Origin of the sequence: Pseudomonas morbosilactucae (genome assembly GCF_023241665.1) — a bacterium.
GTDB lineage: Bacteria > Pseudomonadota > Gammaproteobacteria > Pseudomonadales > Pseudomonadaceae > Aquipseudomonas > Aquipseudomonas morbosilactucae.
Genome location: NZ_JALQCX010000043.1, coordinates 25570 through 42589, shown reverse-complemented (window position 1 = coordinate 42589; position 17020 = coordinate 25570). Strand labels below are relative to the sequence as shown.

Annotated in this window: 12 protein-coding genes and 1 pseudogene; 6 read left to right on the top strand and 7 right to left on the bottom strand. The window is 64.2% G+C overall.

Annotated features, from left to right (window positions below):
• Positions 1–286: 286 nt before the first annotated feature.
• The gene (poxB, locus tag M1B35_RS22560; protein WP_268263119.1) at positions 287–2053 is read left to right on the top strand and encodes a ubiquinone-dependent pyruvate dehydrogenase; all 1767 of its coding nucleotides are present in this window, start codon (positions 287–289) and stop codon (positions 2051–2053) included.
• A gap of 69 nt (positions 2054–2122) precedes the next feature.
• Here poxB and M1B35_RS22555 read toward each other — a convergent pair whose 3' ends face one another.
• Positions 2123–2659, bottom strand: coding sequence for an Lrp/AsnC family transcriptional regulator (locus M1B35_RS22555; RefSeq protein ID WP_123336041.1), 537 nt, complete (start codon positions 2657–2659; stop codon positions 2123–2125).
• Positions 2660–2783: 124 nt separating this feature from the next.
• On the opposite strand from M1B35_RS22555, the gene M1B35_RS22550 reads away from it, so the two are divergent.
• The 3 genes and pseudogenes from M1B35_RS22550 (at position 2784) to M1B35_RS22540 (ending at position 6501) form a co-directional block, all read left to right on the top strand.
• A complete protein-coding gene (locus M1B35_RS22550; protein WP_268263118.1) occupies positions 2784–3812 on the top strand; it encodes a histone deacetylase family protein in 1029 nt (342 codons plus the stop codon).
• Between the two features lie 58 nt (positions 3813–3870).
• Positions 3871–4925 (top strand): annotated as a pseudogene (locus tag M1B35_RS22545) (ornithine cyclodeaminase).
• 160 nt (positions 4926–5085) lie between these two features.
• Complete coding sequence (locus tag M1B35_RS22540; RefSeq protein WP_268263117.1) at positions 5086–6501, top strand: amino acid permease; 1416 nt, start codon at positions 5086–5088, stop codon at positions 6499–6501.
• A gap of 86 nt (positions 6502–6587) precedes the next feature.
• Here M1B35_RS22540 and M1B35_RS22535 read toward each other — a convergent pair whose 3' ends face one another.
• The 6 genes from M1B35_RS22535 to M1B35_RS22510 all read right to left on the bottom strand — a co-directional run bounded on the left by M1B35_RS22535 (position 6588) and on the right by M1B35_RS22510 (position 13057).
• A complete protein-coding gene (locus M1B35_RS22535; RefSeq protein WP_268263116.1) occupies positions 6588–9041 on the bottom strand; it encodes a TonB-dependent siderophore receptor in 2454 nt (817 codons plus the stop codon).
• Between the two features lie 75 nt (positions 9042–9116).
• A complete protein-coding gene (locus M1B35_RS22530) occupies positions 9117–10091 on the bottom strand; it encodes a FecR family protein (RefSeq protein ID WP_268263115.1) in 975 nt (324 codons plus the stop codon).
• Between the two features lie 6 nt (positions 10092–10097).
• The gene (locus tag M1B35_RS22525) at positions 10098–10619 is read right to left on the bottom strand and encodes a sigma-70 family RNA polymerase sigma factor (protein WP_268263114.1); all 522 of its coding nucleotides are present in this window, start codon (positions 10617–10619) and stop codon (positions 10098–10100) included.
• A 130-nt stretch (positions 10620–10749) separates the two neighbouring features.
• Positions 10750–11205, bottom strand: a complete 456-nt coding sequence (locus M1B35_RS22520) for a hypothetical protein (RefSeq protein ID WP_123336026.1) — start codon at positions 11203–11205, stop codon at positions 10750–10752.
• Positions 11202–12410: a PAAR domain-containing protein gene (locus tag M1B35_RS31965; RefSeq protein WP_279653873.1), complete on the bottom strand. Its 1209-nt coding sequence runs from the start codon at positions 12408–12410 to the stop codon at positions 11202–11204. Before M1B35_RS31965 ends, M1B35_RS22520 begins: the two co-directional genes overlap by 4 nt.
• Before the next feature lie 98 nt (positions 12411–12508).
• A complete protein-coding gene (locus tag M1B35_RS22510) occupies positions 12509–13057 on the bottom strand; it encodes a hypothetical protein (protein WP_123336022.1) in 549 nt (182 codons plus the stop codon).
• A gap of 492 nt (positions 13058–13549) precedes the next feature.
• Here M1B35_RS22510 and M1B35_RS22505 point away from each other — a divergent pair, with 492 nt between their 5' ends.
• Both M1B35_RS22505 and M1B35_RS22500 read left to right on the top strand, forming a co-directional pair.
• Positions 13550–15307 (top strand): flavin monoamine oxidase family protein, encoded by a 1758-nt coding sequence (locus M1B35_RS22505; RefSeq protein ID WP_268263113.1) that lies wholly within the window; start codon positions 13550–13552, stop codon positions 15305–15307.
• A complete protein-coding gene (locus M1B35_RS22500; RefSeq protein ID WP_123336019.1) occupies positions 15294–17018 on the top strand; it encodes a thiamine pyrophosphate-binding protein in 1725 nt (574 codons plus the stop codon). Before M1B35_RS22505 ends, M1B35_RS22500 begins: the two co-directional genes overlap by 14 nt.
• The last annotated feature ends 2 nt before the right edge of the window (positions 17019–17020 follow it).

Genomic DNA, 17020 nt, shown 5'->3' with positions numbered 1-17020 from the left:
TGAGCGAGGTTAGAACTGTGTGCGCGCGAGTGGCGACAACTGGGAGGCTCCGAACGGGTGTTCATGCAAATCCTGAAAGAAAAAACGGACTTGGAGATTACAGGCGCGGGTCACATTTCCCCCAGCGGGAAATCATTTCAAAGTTTTAAGAACAGCCGCGGCGCTGCCTTCACCTCCATCTGCTGCAGCAACGCTTGGCGCATGGCGACAATTAAACGGAATCATCGGCCCGCGATGGCGGTCCTTTCTTCAGCGAACGACATCCCTTACCCGGCTGGAGAACTCCATGGCAACCACCACCCTTGCCCAGCAACTGGCGACCACCCTTGAACAAGCCGGCGTCAAACGCATCTGGGGGCTGACCGGCGACAGCCTCAATGGCCTCACCGACGCGCTGCGCACCATGGACAGCATCCAGTGGATGCACGTGCGCCACGAGGAAGTCGCGGCCTTTGCCGCCGGCGCCGACGCGGCCGCCACCGGCGAACTGGCGGTCTGCGCCGGCAGTTGCGGGCCGGGCAACCTGCACCTGATCAATGGCCTGTTCGACTGCCAGCGCAACCATGTGCCGGTGTTGGCCATCGCCGCGCAGATTCCGTCCTCGGAAATCGGCCTCAACTACTTTCAAGAGACTCACCCCCAGGAGCTGTTCAAGGAGTGCAGCCACTTCGTCGAGCTGGTCAGCAACCCGGCACAAATGCCCCAGGTGCTGCACCGAGCCATACGCAGTGCCCTGCTCAACCGCGGCGTGGCGGTGGTGGTGATCCCCGGGGACGTGGCCCTGCAAGAGGTCCCAAGCCCGCAAAAACCCTGGACGCCCCTGCGCGCGCCACGCACCCTGCCCGCGCCCCCGGACCTCGACCGGCTGGTGGAGATCCTCAGCCAGAGCAAGGCCGTGACCCTGCTCTGCGGCAGTGGCTGCGCCGGCGCCCACGATCAGGTGGTGGCCCTGGCCGAGGCCCTGGGCGCACCAGTGGTGCATGCCCTGCGCGGCAAAGAACATGTGGAATGGGACAACCCCTTCGACGTCGGCATGACCGGGCTGATCGGCTTCAGCTCGGGCTACCACGCCATGCTCAATTGCGACACCCTGGTGATGCTCGGCACCGACTTCCCCTATCGCCAGTTCTACCCCAGCGACGCCACCGTGGTGCAGATCGACCGCGACCCGCAGGCCCTCGGGCGCCGCGTGACCCTGGACCTGGGTATCGCCGCTGATGTCAGCGAAACCCTCGCCGCCCTGCTCCCGCGCCTGCCCTACAAGGCCGACCGAAGCTTCCTTGAAGAATCCCTGGCGCACTATGCCAAGGCCCGCCAGGGCCTGGACGAACTGGCCCAGCCCTCTCCCGCCAACCAACCAATCCATCCCCAGTACCTGACCCGCTTGCTCAGCGAACTGGCCGACGAGGACGCGATTTTCACCGCCGACGTCGGCACCCCCACGGTGTGGGCCGCGCGCTACTTAAAGATGAACGGCAAACGCCGCCTGCTGGGTTCGTTCAACCACGGTTCCATGGCCAACGCCATGCCCCAGGCCATGGGCGCCCAGGCGGCGTTTCCCGGGCGGCAGGTAATCTCGCTGTCGGGGGACGGCGGCTTCAGCATGTTGATGGGCGATTTCATCTCCCTGGCCCAGCTTAAATTGCCGGTGAAGATCATCGTCTACGACAACGCATCGCTAGGGTTCGTGGCCATGGAAATGAAAGCCAGCGGCTACCTCGACACCGGCACCGACCTGCACAACCCGGACTTTGCCGCCATGGCCAACGCCATGGGCATTCTCGGCCTGCGGGTGGAGCAGTCCGAAGACCTTGAAGGCGCCCTGCGCACCGCGTTGGCCCATGACGGCCCGGTGTTGGTGGACGTGGTCACTGCCAAGCAGGAACTGGTCATGCCCCCGGCGATCAAGCTGGAACAGGCCAAGGGGTTCAGCCTGTACATGCTCAAGGCGGTCATGAGCGGGCGTGGCGACGAGGTCATCGAACTGGCGAAAACCAACTGGCTGAACGGTCGCCTGCTCGGCGCACTGGGTCTAGGCAAGAGCGATCACTGACAGCCCCCCGGCGCTGGCAAGGCGAGCACGGCGCGGGGCGTCATGGCCCCAGCCGCCAGCATCTGCGGTTCAAGGACGGTCCGCAGATCGCTCCCCGGCCAAACGTCGGCCCCCGGGCTGCGGCTCGGGGATCGCCAGGCGGCTGGTGGCCTTGACCTCCCGCAGCGCCAGGCTCGACTGAATGGACGCAATGCCCGGCTGGCGCCTGAGCACGTGCTCAATGAAGTCGCTGTAGCTGTCCAGGTCCTGGGCCAGCACCTGCAGCAGGTAGTCGGCGTCGCCGGTGATCTTGTGGCAGGCCTGCACCTCCGGCAGGCCCATGATCACCGTCTCGAAGTCATCCGGGGTCTGGTCGGAGTGCGTGGCAAACCGCACCTGCACAAAGGCCATGATGTCCAGCCCGAGCAGGCGCCGGTCCAGGTTGGCCTGGTAATCCTTGATCACCCCCTCTTCTTCCATGCGCTTGCGTCGACGCCAACAGGGCGTGAGGCTCAGGGACAGCCGCTCGCTCAATTCGGCGTTGGAAATACTCGCGTCCTGCTGCAACAGCGAGAGGATTGCCAGGTCGGTTTCGTCGAGCGCGACATGCCGAGTTGTTTTTCTCATATCAGGCCACCAAAAAGAAAAATATGACTCAAAAATCGCATTAAACACAAACAAAAAGCAAAGATTTCGCAGCCATGCCGGAACAAAATATTTGCACCGGACAATAACAATGGATGCGATCAGCATGCTTACAGTCTTCAGCGACTCCCACCGTTTGCACCATGGCACCGAGTTGAAGGACGGGGTGCTCAAGCCCTCCTTCGAGCAACCCAGCCGCGCCGATACGGTTCGCGACCGGGTCCGACATGTGGCGCTCGGCGAGATCATCGCGCCCCGCCGCTTTGACCGCGCCTGCTATGTGGCCGCCCACAGCGAACGCTATGTGAGCTTCCTGGAAAGCGCCTGGGGCGAATGGCAAGCCACCGGGCGCAGCCATGACGCCCTGCCGCTGGTGTGGCCGGTGCGCGACCTGGCCAACCAGCAGGTGCCGGAGTTTATCGACGGCAAGCTCGGGTTCTTCGCCATGGACGCCGGCTCGCCCATTACCGCCACCACCTGGGACGCGGTGCGCACCAGCGCCGACATCGCCCTCACCGGCCTGGCCCTGATCGACGAAGGCCAGGACAGCGCCTTTGCCTTGTGCCGCCCGCCGGGCCATCACGCCGCACGGGAATACATGGGCGGTTATTGCTACCTGAACAACGCCGCCATCGCCGCGCAACACGCCATCACTCAGGGCGCCAAGCGGGTCGCGGTGCTGGACGTGGACTTCCACCACGGCAACGGCACCCAGAACATTTTCTACGACCGCGACGATGTGCTGTTCGTCTCGCTGCACGGCGACCCGGCCGTGTCCTACCCCTACTACTCGGGCTTTGCCAGCGAACGCGGCAGCGGTGCCGGCGAAGGCTACAACCTGAACCTGCCACTGCCGAAAAACACCACCTGGCAGCACTACCGCGAAGCCCTGGTCCAGGCCTGCGCCCAGCTGCGGGCGTACGCCCCAGAGTTGCTGGTGGTGTCCCTTGGGGTCGACACGTTCAAGGACGACCCCATCAGCCACTTCCTCCTGGAAAGCGAGGACTTCCTCGGCATGGGCCAAGTCATCGCCACGGTGGGTGCACCCACGCTGTTCGTCATGGAAGGCGGCTACATGGTCGATGAGATCGGCATCAACGCCGTCAATGTGCTGCACGGCCACGCCCAGCGCTGACCCACCCGCGTCGCGCCCCTACGCGGCGTTCAACGCTCCGAACCCGAGGGAAAACCCCATGACATTGTTCATCGATGTGGATCACGCCGCCGCCCTGTATTCGCGCCTGGGCATCGGCCGGGCCATCCGTGAAATGGCTCAGTACATTCACGCGGATTACCTGCGCTGGCAGGCGTTCGAAAAGTCCCCGCGCACCGCCAACCATTCGGCCACCGGCGTCATCGAACTGATGCCCGCCGACGACGGCCAGCAATACGCGTTCAAGTACGTCAACGGCCACCCCGGCAACCCGGCCCGTCATCTGCTGACCGTCATGGCCTTTGGCGTGCTGGCGGAGGTCGACAGCGGCTACCCGCTGCTGCTCAGCGAACTGACCCTGACCACCGCCGTGCGCACGGCCGCGACTTCCGCCCTGGTGGCGCAGTCCCTGGCGCGCAGGGGGCCAGCAGCATGGCGCTGATCGGCAACGGCGCGCAGAGCGAGTTCCAGGCCATCGCCTTCCACGAAATGCTCGGCATCAACGAGCTGCGAATCTTCGACATCGACGTCGAGGCGTCCCACAAGCTCAAGCACAACCTGCAAGCCTGGCCGGGCCTCAAGGTGCGCATCGCCGACTCGGTGGCCGACGCGGTCAAGGGCGCCGACATCGTGACCACGGTGACGGCAGACAAGGCCTACGCGACCATTCTCACCCCGGAGCTGATCGAGCCCGGCATGCACCTCAACGCGGTGGGCGGTGATTGCCCAGGCAAGACCGAACTGCACGCCGACATCCTGCGCAACGCCCGAGTCATCGTCGAATTCGAGCCCCAGACCCGCATCGAAGGCGATATCCAGCAGTTGCCCGCCGATTTCCCAGTGACCGAGTACTTCCGCATCGCCCAGGGTCTGGAACCGGGCCGCCAGGACTCGGCCCAGGTCACGGTGTTCGACTCGGTGGGCTTTGCCCTGGAGGACTTCTCCTCCCTGCGCTACTTGCACGACCAGGCCCGCGCTCAGGCCATCGGCGAGTCGATCCACCTGGTGCCCACACCGACCAACATCAAAGACCTGTATCAACTGCTGCAACCCAGCGCCACGGCAGTGCCGACGCGCCAGGTAGCCGCCGGCTGACGGCCCCGTCCCTGAACAGGGCGGCACGTTCCCGCCCGGGTTCATGGGCCAGGCCCCGATCCACCTGACTGCCCCGATAAAAACCACCGGCAGCAGGCCCAACCACCCCCGACCTTTTTCCTGCCAAAACTCGACAACTATAAAATCAAGAGGTTTTGAGATGACTCCAGATACCCTCGGCGCCCCCGCGCGCCCAGCGTTGCAACGCACCCTGCATAACCGTCATATCCAGCTCATGGCCATGGGCGGCGCCATCGGCACCGGGCTGTTCATGGGCTCCGGCAAGATCATCGCCATGTCCGGCACCTCGATCATCCTGATCTACATGATCATTGGCCTGTTCGTGTACCTGGTGATGCGCGCCATGGGCGAGCTGCTGCTGTCGAACCTGAACTTCAAGAGCTTTGCCGACTTCGCCGGCGCTTACCTGGGCCCGCGTGCGGCGTTCTTTCTCGGCTGGTCGTACTGGCTGAGCTGGAGCGTGGCAGTGGTGGGCGATGCCGTGGTGGTGGGCGGGTTCTTCCAGTATTGGTTCCCCGACGTGCCGGCCTGGATGCCCGCCATTGCCATGATGCTGACCCTGTTCGCGCTCAACGTGCTGACGGTGAAACTGTTCGGCGAAGTGGAGTTCTGGTTCGCCATCATCAAGATCATCGCCGTGGTCACCTTGATTGCCGTGAGCCTGGTGCTGATCGCCAGCTCCTTTGTCTCGCCCTCCGGCGTGACCGCCTCGCTGAGCCACCTGCTGGACCGCCAAGCCGCCTTCCCCAATGGGCTGCTCGGGTTCTTCGCCGGCTTCCAGATGGCGATCTTCTCCTTTGCCGGCACCGAGCTGATCGGCACCGCCGCCGCCGAAACCCGTGACCCGCACAAGACCCTGCCCAAGGCGATCAACGCTATCCCGCTGCGCATCATCCTGTTCTACGTGCTGGCCCTGGCCTGCATCATCGCCGTGACCTCCTGGCAGCAGGTGTCCCCCAGCAAGAGCCCATTCGTCGAGCTGTTCCTGATTGCAGGCTTCCCGGCCGCCGCAGGCATCGTCAACTTCGTGGTGCTGACCTCCGCCGCCTCCTCGGCCAACAGCGGTGTGTTCTCCGCCAGCCGCATGCTGTTCGGCCTGGCCGACCAGAACAACGCCCCGCGCCTGTTCAAGCGCCTGTCACGCCACAGCGTGCCGGTCATCAGCCTGGCCTTTACCACCCTGCTGATGCTGCTGGGGGTCTTGCTGCTGTACATCGTGCCCGAGGTCATGACCGCTTTCACCATCGTCTCCACGGTGTCGGCGATCCTGGTGATTTTCACCTGGTCGACCATCCTCGCGTCGTACATCGCCTACCGCAAAAAGCACCCGGAACTGCACGCCCGCTCGCACTACAAAATGCCCGGTGGCGTGCCCGTGGCCTGGTTCTCCCTGGGCTTCCTGATGTTCGTCCTGGGGCTGCTGGCCCTGCGCCCGGATACCCGCCTGGCGCTGTGCGTGATGCCGGCCTGGTTTATCTGGCTGGCCATCGCCTACCAACTGACCGCCGGGCGTAAACGCAAGCCTGCCCCGGAAGTGGCGGCGCAATACCGCTAACGCCAAAACGCCTCGGGCCGTGCCAGGGATCGGCACGGCCCGAGGCAAACCTCTTTCTACCGCTCCCGCAGCAACGCCCGAAGCACTTACCAGCGGTACGTCACAGAACTCACCAGTTGCCGCTCATCGCCATAGCGGCAGATGGCGAACTCGCAGTAGGTGTAACGCTTGTTGGTGAGGTTGTTGGCGTTGACCGCCACCTCCCAGTTGGCGTCGATCTCGTAGCTGGCCCGGGCGTCGTACAGGGTGTAGGCCGGCATGTCCGAAGGGACCTGAGAGGCTTGGGTGGTGCCTTTGTAGCGGGCACCGCCACCGACCCGCAGCTTCGGCAGGCCAAGCTCGGCCAGGCGATAGTCGGCCCACAGCGCAGCCTGGTGATAAGGCGTGTCTTCACTGCGCTGGCCGACTTCTGCAGCGGCGTTGCTTTTAGTGATGCGCGCATCGATGTAGGCGTAGGAAGCGATCAGGCTCAGGTTGGGGTTGAGCTCGGTCTTGGCTTCCAGCTCCAGGCCGCGTGAACGCACTTCACCGGTCTGTACAAAGGCGTCGTTGTCATTGCGGTCCGGGGTCAGGACGTTTTGTTGCAACAGTTCATACACCGCCGCGCTCAACAGCGTGGCGCTGCCTTCGGGCTGGTAGCGGATGCCAACCTCGTACTGCTTGCCTCGGGTGGGCACGAACGCCTGCCCTGCCGTATTGGTTCCGGCCACCGGGAAGAACGATTCGCTGTAGCTGAGGTACGGCGCCAGGCCATTGTCGGCCTTGTACACCAGGCCGGCGCGCCAGGTGGTGGCTTCGTCGTCCTGATGGGTGGTGCTCGAGGTGCGATAGACCTCGGTGCTCTGGTCGGCCCAGTCGTGGCGCCCGCCAAGCAGCAGAATCCAGTGCTCGTCGAACTTGATCTGGTCCTGGAAGTAGATGCCCTTTTGCAGGGTGTCGACTTGGGAACCGCGATCCGCGAGAGGGTTCTTGGTCACCACCACCGGCTGCCCGTAGTTGTAGCGGGTGAGGTCCAGGGACGGTGCAGCGCCGCGGAAGTTATGGGAGTCGTAGCTGGTGTCATAACCATCGAAGCCCAGGAGCAAGGTATGACCCCAGTCGCCGAACTGCCATTTGCTTTCCAGGCTGGTGTCGCTGGCCAGGCCCCGGGAGCGCTCTTCGCGGTCGCTGTACTGGCGGCGCAGGATCCCGCTGTTCAAGGACGCCTGCAGCGCGGCGAGCCCGGTGTTGACCTGCAGGTAGCGCCAGGTCACGTCCGACTGGTAGTAGCGCAGCTTGTGGCTGATGCGGGTGTGCTCGTCGAAGCGGTGTTCGAACTCGTAGCCCAGGGCCGACATCTCGCCGTTCATTTTGTCGTAGTCCGGCTCGCCGATGAAATCGTGCCGGCCGATCTGGAACGGGCCGTTGCCCACGCCTTTGACGAATTGATAAGGCAGTGGCGCGGAAAAGCCGGTTTCGGTCTTCTGATAGAAGGACAGCAGGGTCAGTGAGGTGTCGTCGTTGGGCCGCCAAGTCAGGGCCGGGGCGATGTAGGTCTTGTTGTTGTCGATGTGATCGGCGCTGGTCTCGCTCTTGCGCTCCAACAGGGTCAGGCGATAGCTCAGGGTCTCGCTGTCACCCAGGGGGCCGGTGAAATCGGCGGACAGTTGCTTGCGGTCGTTCTGCCCGGTCTGCAGGTTCACTTCGTGGTACGGCGTCTGGCTCGGGCGCTTGCTCACGGTATTGATCAAGCCGCCCGGGGACAGCTGGCCGTAGAGCACCGAGGCCGCGCCACGAATCACTTCGGCACGTTCCAGGCCATAGGGTTCCTGCACGCCGTCGTAGGAGTTGTTCTGCAAGCGCAGGCCATCCCGCAGGGAACCGCCAGTGGCCGACTCGACATCGAAGCCGCGGATGCGGAAACGGTCGGAGGTACGGTTGAAGCTGGTGGGCTGGCTGGTGAAGCCCGGGGTCATGTCCAGGCTCTGGGACAGGGTTTCCGATTGCCGATCGCGGATTTCATCGCTGGTGACCACCGACAGTGACTGTGGGGTTTCAATGATCGGCGTGTCGGTCTTGGTCGCGCTGATGTTGCGCTTGGCGACGTAGCCTTTGACGTACCCCGTGGTGCTCTCGGCGCTCTGCCCGGTGATGTCGGTGGGCGCCAGTTCCAACGTGCCGTCCGCGGGGTTCACCGCCATCAGGACAAAACCGTTGGTGCCCTGGCGCGCCTGGAAACCACTGCCCCGCAGCAACTGGGCAAACCCCAGGCTGATGCCGAACTCACCCTGCAGGCCCGAGGTAGACAGGCCGGCCACGGCGTTGGCATCGAACAACAGAGCAATGCGCGACTGCTGGGCGAACTGGTTCAACGCTGGCCCCAGGGCACCGGCCGGAATGGCATAACGCTGTGCGCTCGGGCTCTCGTTCTGGGCCAGCGCCTGGCCGCTGGCGCCCAGGCCGAGCAGCGTGCCAGTCGCCAAATGGATGGCCATCGCCAACGGCCTCAAGGGCAGGCGCTGGCGCTTGGAAGAAGGCAACACGGTGAAATCCGACGACATGGAAGACATTCCTGTAATGGGGTGCTTCCTTCCTTGACGGGGCAGGCAAAAAAAGCGGAACCGTGCAGCGAAACTTTATCGCTCGCGTGCCGGCTCCAGGCGCTCGATGGCCAGCCACCAAGGGCCGAATGGACGAATGCGCACGGGCAAGGCCTCGGCAATCAATTGCAGGGCCCGCTGCGGATCATCCAGCGGCAGCACCGCAGACACTCGCAAGCCCGCCAGTTGTTCAGGGTCGAACTGCACATGCCCCGGGTACTGGCGCGCCAACTCGGTCAATACCTCGGGCAGCGGCCGGTCCTGCACCACCAACTGATGCTGTTGCCAGGCGGCATCCAGGGCGCGGCTGTCGACCTTGCCCAGCACCTGCACGCTCTGTGGGGTGATCCGCGCCTGTTCGCCGGCGGCCACTTGGGTTTCCCCGGGGTTGTCCGTGCCCTGGGCCGCGACCCTGGACTCCAGCAGGGTCAGCAGCGTGCCGGGCGCCTCGCGCTTGACCGTAAAGCGCGTGCCCAGGGCCCGCATGCGCCCGTCTTCGGTGACCACGGTGAACGGTCGGGCGCTGTCGTGGGCCACCTGCACGAGGATTTCCCCCCGCAGCAATTTGACCTGCCGCTGCTGGCCGTTGAAGTCCAGGTCCACCGCACTGTTGCCGCTCAAGATCAATTGCGAGCCATCATCCAGGCGCAGGCTCTGCCATTGCGCCGGCGCGGTGCGCTGGTCGGCCAGCCAGTAGCTCGCCGGGTCACTGCGCCACACCAGCGCCAACGGCAGCGCCAACAACAGGCCGAGCAACGCCCGGCGCGGCAGGTTGCGCCGCCGGGTCACAAGCGCCGCATCCAACGCCGCGCGTGCCGGCGCCTGCTGGGAACGCAGCCCTTGCAAGCGGCCGATAAACCCCTGCAAACGCTCGATCGCCGCCGCATGTCGCGGGTCCTGGTTTTTCCACTGTTCGAACTGCTGCTGTTCCTGGGGATTGAGCACACCCTCGCTGAGGCGCAGCACCCAACTGGCGGCCTGATCGTCGATGGTCGATTGCGCTTCGCTCATGGACCTTCAGACATCCAAGGCATGGTTGCAGTGGGCCAGGGCATTCATCAGGTGCTTGCGCACCATGCGTTCGGAGATCTGCAACTGGCTGGCGATCTCGCCCTGGCGCAGGCCTTCGAGGAAATACAGGAGGAACGCCTGCCGGGCATTCAGGCACAGGCCGTCGAGGACAAAGGCAATCTGTTCCAGGGCTTCGAGGGTCAGGAGGATCTGTTCCGGCGACTGCTGGCAGCCTTCCAGCACCTCGATGGTCAGGGCCAGCTCGCGCAGATACGCGTCTTCGATCTGCCGCCGACGGGCGCGGTCGATGATCAGGTGACGCGCGGTGGTGGTGAGAAACGCCCGAGGTTCGCGCAAGACGCCCAGTGCCTCGCGGGACGTGAGGATGCGCACAAAGGTGTCGTGGGACAGGTCGGCGGCGTTGTGCGGGCAGCCGAGCTTTTTTCGCAGCCAGCCGAACAGCCAGCCATGGTGCTCGGCATAGAGCGCCTGGACGGCTTGTTGCAGGGGGAGTTCGGCGGCGGACATGGCGGGCGACGGCATCTGCGGATAAGAACTATTCGCAAGATTAGCGGGGGCCGCGCCTTGAAAGCAAGTGGCCATTGTTGCGCCCTGCCGGCACGCCCCGCCTAAGCCGGCCTTACTGGCCGTAACGCCATCAAGGGTGGGCGACGGCCTGTGCCAGGCGCTGGAGTTTTTCCACGCGGCTCAACGACTGCCAGTGCACATGGCTCACCTTGGGGAAGTCCAGCTCCAGGTATTCCGGCGGCTCGGTGCCCTCCCAGGAATCCATCTCGACGCTGGCGCAATCCGGGCACTGGGGTCCGATCTTCAGGCTGAACAACCGGCCCTGGGCGTCCGGGTCACAGGCCACGCCGAACACCCGGGCGAGGATCTCGGAGCGCTGGTAGTCGCTCACACCCTGGCCGTGCAGCAGTTCCTTGAGCAGGTTGTCGACGTCGTCGTACACCTCATCGTTCAGGCCATCCAGGTAGCGCGTCTCCCCGGACAGGCTGCGCATCAGGAACGCGCCGTAGCTGTGGGGCGGGACCTGGGGCGCCTTGAACGAGTTGCCGCAGCCCTTGCACAGGTAGTTGTAGAGGTAAAATTTCATGGGTCTACCGGAGTAATCATCTGAGGAGTGAGGATTTCATTGAAGTTGTCGAGGACCGCCAGGTTGACCCCGCCCGGATCCCGCTCGGAGTTGAAGCGGATCACATTGTAGCCCTGGTCCCGGGCATCGATCCCGATCTGCTTGGTCTTGGAGCTGATGGGACCGCCGTCATAGCCCCATTTGCTGGCGACCTTAGGGTCGGTCAGGTCCAGGACCTTGGTCTTGCTGGTATTGACGTTGTAGCGAATGCCGTGGGTCGGTACCGCGTTGTGGTGCGCCAGCTCGGCCAGGGGCGTGCCGGGTTTCTCGCCGACGTAGAAGGCCTTGCCGAAGCGGCTTTCCGGGTTGAGGAATTTCGGGTCCACGCCTTTGAGCACACCGGCGGCGGCCCCTTCGCTGGTGGTGACGTGGAACACCGTCTCCTCCACCGGTGGCTTGGTCTTGCCGACCCCGGCCAGTTTGGCCCCAAGGCCCAGGGTCACCAGGCCCACCGTGCCTTGCAACAAATCGCGGTAACCCGGCCCCAGGCGATCTCCCAGGTCCCCCAGCAGCGACATGCCGACAAAGCTCGCGCCGGTAATCGCTGCAAAACCGACAAAGGCCGCCAACCCGGCAAACGCAGCGATCACCCCGGCCCCGATCAAGGCGCCCACGCCGAGGAATTCCAGCCCGGTGTGCAACCAGTCCTCGACGTCGAAAACAAAGGCCACCTGCACGCTGGCGCCGCCAATCAGGGTGTTCTCGCTACCGCTCTTGATATGGGCACCGCAGACCATCTTGCTTTGCAGGCGCGCCGCCGGCTTGCCATTGATGGTGACCTTGATGCTGCCTTCGGCGATCAGCGGCTGCGTCCAGGGGAAATGGTTGAAGGGCAAGCCGGAGCATTCTGCCGACAGGTCGATGCCGGCGCGCATGGCGTTGCGGCCGTTGATGTAGACGTTCAGGCTGCCCTGGATCAGCACCCCGGACGTGGGTTCGGGCAGGTTGAAAATGCTGCTGATGCCCTTGACCACCTGAAACATCGACAAGCCGCCCGCCGCCACCGAGCCGGCCAGGATCACCGCAGCCAAACCACCGGTGGCGGCCGTGGCGCCGATGATCGCCGCGCCGATCAAGGCCCCGGCCACCGCGCCCGCAACCATCGCCGCCACGCCAAAGCCGTGGGCGATTTCATCGCCTAAACGTGCTGCTGCCAGTGCATCCATCTACGTGCGCCCGTGCCTGTGCAGCAAAGCCCCGTGCGTAGGCGAGGCTTCGGGTTGATCCGCCGAACAGCTCGGTGCAAACACCTGAGCCACCAGGTTCAAGACGCCCTCATCGGGCCCGACTCCAGCATCTCCTGAGCGCTGATGCGCAACAGTTGCACGGGGCTCAAGGTGGTGCCTTCCAGGGATCCGCCGGCATTCAACACATCAAACACGATGGACATCTCGGCGCTGCGGTTGACCACCGACTCGAAGACATCGCGTGGTAGCACCTTGCTCCAGCCGTGCTCGAAGGTCGAGTAGGACAGGTGCAGGGCGGCGGTGAAAAAGTGCTGGGTGGCCACGGGCACTTTCACTTCCTGCTCATCGTCGTCATACAGGATGAAATGGTTGGGCAAGGACGCCACGCCCAGGCGCTTGAGCACCACCCAGGACAAGCCTGAAGGCACCATGGCATTGAGTTTCTCGGCGGCGATCCGCGAGTAGCCCTGCTGCTGGAGCAAGGCGACGATCTCGTCTTCGCTGGCCTGCGCATGGGCGGCCATAAGGTTGATGGTATCGAGCACCGCCTGATGAGCAGTGGCGTGATCGATATCGAAGGTGTTCTCCGAGGAGCTGTCTTCGGAAGCGGGAAGCAACGGATCCATATCTCTTTCCATGAGCAATGCTGAGCAAATTCGTCGCGCAGTCTAAAGCTGAATAAGCGACGGAGAAACGTCGCTGTGCATTTTTCTGCAATGAGCGGGCTTGAGTCGCCTGACACGGTGGCGAAGTTGCCACCCAGAGCACTGCCCCGCGCCGTGTGCACCCTGTTATTCGTCCAGCCTGCTATGCCTCAACGCGGTTATCGCGAATGCCCCTGAAGCGGCGTTGCAGGTACAGGCCGGTGCAAAAACGCCGCCCGTTTAAACCCGGATCAGCCCTTGGCAAGCAAGGCCCTTGCACCTCGCGCAAGGAGGGCTGCGCAGGGCAAACGGCTCGTCACGCGGTGGGCCTTGGACGGCGCCTGGCACGCCAGCCAAACCCAGTCGCTGCGGGCGTAAAACCGCAATGATGGCAAACTGGCATTTCGGCAAAACTCAACAATACTTCGTCGCGCAAGGACTCCGCAGCCCCTCCAACTCGAAAGGGAATTCTCCATGAAATCAGAACAACTGGAACTGGACGTTGCCGTGGTCGGTGGCGGTGCGTCGGGCACCTACAGCGCCTGGCGCCTGCAACATGAACAAGGCGAACACCAGCAGATTGGCTTGTTCGAATACAGCGATCGCATCGGCGGCCGGCTGTTCAGCATCAACCTGCCGGGGCTGCCCAATGTGGTGGCGGAAGTCGGCGGCATGCGCTACATCCCTGGCGACGATGGCCATGTGCTGGTGGACAACCTGGTCAAGCAACTGAAGCTGGCGAGCCAGAAATTCCCCATGGGCGCGGACGGCCCGGTGGGCGCCGAAAACAACCTGTTCTACCTGCGCGGCAAGCGCTTCCGCTACCGCGACTTCAGCGAGGCGCCGCACAAGATCCCCTATGACCTGGCCTGGTCGGAGCGCGGCTTTGGCCCCGAAGACCTGCAAGTCAAGGTGATGAACTACGTGTACCCGGGCTTCGACAAGCTCAGCCTGTGCCAGCAGATGCAGGTCAAGGTGTTCGGCAAGGAAATCTGGAAGTACGGCTTCTGGGACTTGCTGTACCGGGTCATGAGCAACGAGGGCTACCAGTTCATGAAGGACGCAGGCGGTTATGACGCCAACGTCGCCAACGCCAGTGCGGTCACCCAACTGCCGGCCACCGAATACAGCGACAAAACCGTCTTCCTGACCCTGACCAAGGGTTTTCAGAGCCTGCCCCTGACCCTGGCGGCCAAGTTCGCCAAACTGCCGGGCAAACTGCCGGCCAAGCAACGGGTACAGATGAACCAGCGCCTGGTGGAAATCACCTACGCCAAGGACGCGGACTTCCCCTATCGCCTGCATTTCCAGACCACGGTGACTGAAGACGGCAGCACCCGGGACGGCCAGGGGCAGCAAGTGGTCAAGGCGAAAAAGATCATCCTCGCCATGCCCCGCCGCTCGCTGGAGCTGATCAAGGCGCCCGTGTTCGACGACCCGTGGCTCAAGGAAAACCTCGGCTCGGTGCTGATGCAGTCGGCCTTCAAGCTGTTCCTGGCCTACGAGCAACCCTGGTGGCGCAGCCTGGGCCTGGTGGCCGGGCGTTCGGTCACCGACCTGCCGGTGCGGCAGATCTACTACATGGGCACCGAGTGCGAGCAGCCCGGCGGCGAACCCAGCCTCAACTCCCTGTTGATGGCCTCCTACAACGACATCGGCACCGTGCCGTTCTGGAAAGGCCTGGAAGGCGGCGCCCCCTTTGTCGGCTACCCGCCGGCCAGTGCCAAGGGCCTGCTCAAGGCCGAGCTGGTGGTGCCCAAGACCCAGTTCACGGTCAGCGACGAGATGGTCCGCGTGGCCCAGATGCAAGTGACCCAGGTGCATGACCAGGTGGAGCTGCCGCGCCCCTACTCGGCGGTCTACCACGCCTGGGATGCGGACCCGTTCGGCGGTGGCTGGCACGAATGGAAAGCCAACTACCGCCTCGACCAGATCATCTGCCGCATGCGCCACCCGGTGCCGGACCAGCAGATCCACATTGTCGGCGAGGCCTATTCCTTCGGTCAGGGCTGGGTCGAGGGCGCGCTGACGGTGGCCGAGTCCACCTTGCAGGACTTCTTCGGCCTCAAGCGCCCCCATTGGCTGCCGAAAAGCTACGCCCTGCTGCCGGTGCCCACGCCCGACGGCTGCTCGCTCGACCCCAGCCAGCCCCTGCCCTGCCAGGACTGCGGCACGACCCTGAAGGACGTCACCGAATTCGCTTACAAGGGGATCGACCATGGCCAGCAATGAACTTGTCAGCGTCGCCGACTACCTGCTGATCCGTCTGCAACAGCTGGGGGTGCGCCAAGTGTTCCAGGTTCCCGGGGACTACGTTTCGGGTTTCATGGACGCCCTGGAAGCCTTCGACGGCATTGACGCCGTGGGTGACATCAATGAAATGGGCGCCGCCTACGCCGCCGACGGCTATGCCCGCTACACCGGACTGGGCGCGGTGTCTTTGCAATACGGCGTGGGCACCTTCAGCGCCTTGAATGCCATTGCCGGGGCCTACGTGGAACGCAACCCGGTGGTGGTCATCAGCGCCAGCCCCTCGGACAAGAACCGCCAGTTGATCTGGTCCGAAGACGTGCTGTACCACCATTCCACCGGCGACCTGGAGGTGGGCCCCAAGGTCTTCGAGAACGTCACCGTGGCCAGCCTGATCCTCGCCGACAACAGCGGCGCCGGGGCCTTGATCGACCGAGCCCTGGTCGCGGCCATCAGCCAGCGCCGACCGATCTACCTGGAGGCCTGGCAGAACGTCTGGAGCGAGACCTGCCCACGCCCCGAGGGGCTTCTGGCGCCGTTGCCACAGGCCTACGACCCCAACTCGCTGAACGCCGCCCTCGACACCAGCCGCCAGCGCCTGAACCAGGCCAGGTCGCCGGTGATCATGCTCGGCATCGAGGTGGCGCGTTACGGTCTGCAGGAGCAGGCCCTGCGCCTGATCGAAGCCAGCGGCCTGCCGTTCACCACCACCCTGGAAGCCAAGACCGTCCTCGACGAAAGCCACCCGCAATTCATCGGCACCTATGCCGGCACCGCCTCACGGCTCGAAACCAGCGCCTTTATGGAGCAGGTGGATTGCGTGCTGGCCCTGGGGGTGATCTTCACCGACGACTACCTGCAACTGCTGGCCAAGGACTTCAGCCGGATCATTCTGGTCAACAGCCAGCAGGCCCGCACCGGGTTGCAGTATTACCCCCACGTGCCGCTGGACGCCTACCTCGATGGTTTGCTGCACACCCTGGCCCCGGACCCGCGCTACCCCCTGGCCAGCCACCCGTTGCCAGCGGCCCGGCCAGCGCAGGCGGCACCGGCCGAAACGCCCCTGGATTACGACCTGTTCCTCAATACCCTGGACCAGCAGGTGCGCCAGCGCGGTCTGTGGGCCAGCAGCAGCCTGATCCTCGGGGAAAGTTCGGCGCTGTACGCCGCCAGCAACCTCAACGGCCTGCCCCGGGACAGCTTTGTCGCCGATGCGATCTGGGGCTCCCTGGGCCATGAAACCGGCTGCGCCCTGGGCGTGGCCTTGGGCAGTGGACGCCGGCCGATCGTGGTCGCCGGCGACGGCGGTTTCATGATGATCTGCCAATCGCTGTCGACCCTGGTGCGCCAGCGCCTCAACGCCCTGGTGTTTGTCATGAGCAACCAGGTGTATGCGATTGAACAGGCCTTCGTTGAGATCAAGGCCTTCGATCCGGGCGGCGAGTTCGCCCCGTTCGATGTGCTTCCCGCCTGGGACTACCCGGCCCTGGCCCAGGGCTTTGGCGCGGCGGGCTACCGGGTCTCGACCCTGGCGGAACTGCACGAATTGCTGCCGCAACTGCTGGAACTGCAAGGGCGACCGGCCTTGGTCGAAGTGGTCATCCCGCAGCAGACCCTGGCACCACAAATCAGACGCCTGGCCAAGCCGGGCAGCGCGCTGTTCGTGGCCCGACACGCCCGCGACGACGACTGAAC

Coding starts and splice junctions, on each gene's coding strand:
- poxB (WP_268263119.1), top strand. CDS start 287: ATGGCAACCACCACCCTTGCCCAGCAACTGGCGACCACCCTTGAACAA.
- M1B35_RS22555 (WP_123336041.1), bottom strand. CDS start 2,659: ATGAGAAAAACAACTCGGCATGTCGCGCTCGACGAAACCGACCTGGCA.
- M1B35_RS22550 (WP_268263118.1), top strand. CDS start 2,784: ATGCTTACAGTCTTCAGCGACTCCCACCGTTTGCACCATGGCACCGAG.
- M1B35_RS22540 (WP_268263117.1), top strand. CDS start 5,086: ATGACTCCAGATACCCTCGGCGCCCCCGCGCGCCCAGCGTTGCAACGC.
- M1B35_RS22535 (WP_268263116.1), bottom strand. CDS start 9,041: ATGTCGTCGGATTTCACCGTGTTGCCTTCTTCCAAGCGCCAGCGCCTG.
- M1B35_RS22530 (WP_268263115.1), bottom strand. CDS start 10,091: ATGAGCGAAGCGCAATCGACCATCGACGATCAGGCCGCCAGTTGGGTG.
- M1B35_RS22525 (WP_268263114.1), bottom strand. CDS start 10,619: ATGTCCGCCGCCGAACTCCCCCTGCAACAAGCCGTCCAGGCGCTCTAT.
- M1B35_RS22520 (WP_123336026.1), bottom strand. CDS start 11,205: ATGAAATTTTACCTCTACAACTACCTGTGCAAGGGCTGCGGCAACTCG.
- M1B35_RS31965 (WP_279653873.1), bottom strand. CDS start 12,410: ATGGATGCACTGGCAGCAGCACGTTTAGGCGATGAAATCGCCCACGGC.
- M1B35_RS22510 (WP_123336022.1), bottom strand. CDS start 13,057: ATGGATCCGTTGCTTCCCGCTTCCGAAGACAGCTCCTCGGAGAACACC.
- M1B35_RS22505 (WP_268263113.1), top strand. CDS start 13,550: ATGAAATCAGAACAACTGGAACTGGACGTTGCCGTGGTCGGTGGCGGT.
- M1B35_RS22500 (WP_123336019.1), top strand. CDS start 15,294: ATGGCCAGCAATGAACTTGTCAGCGTCGCCGACTACCTGCTGATCCGT.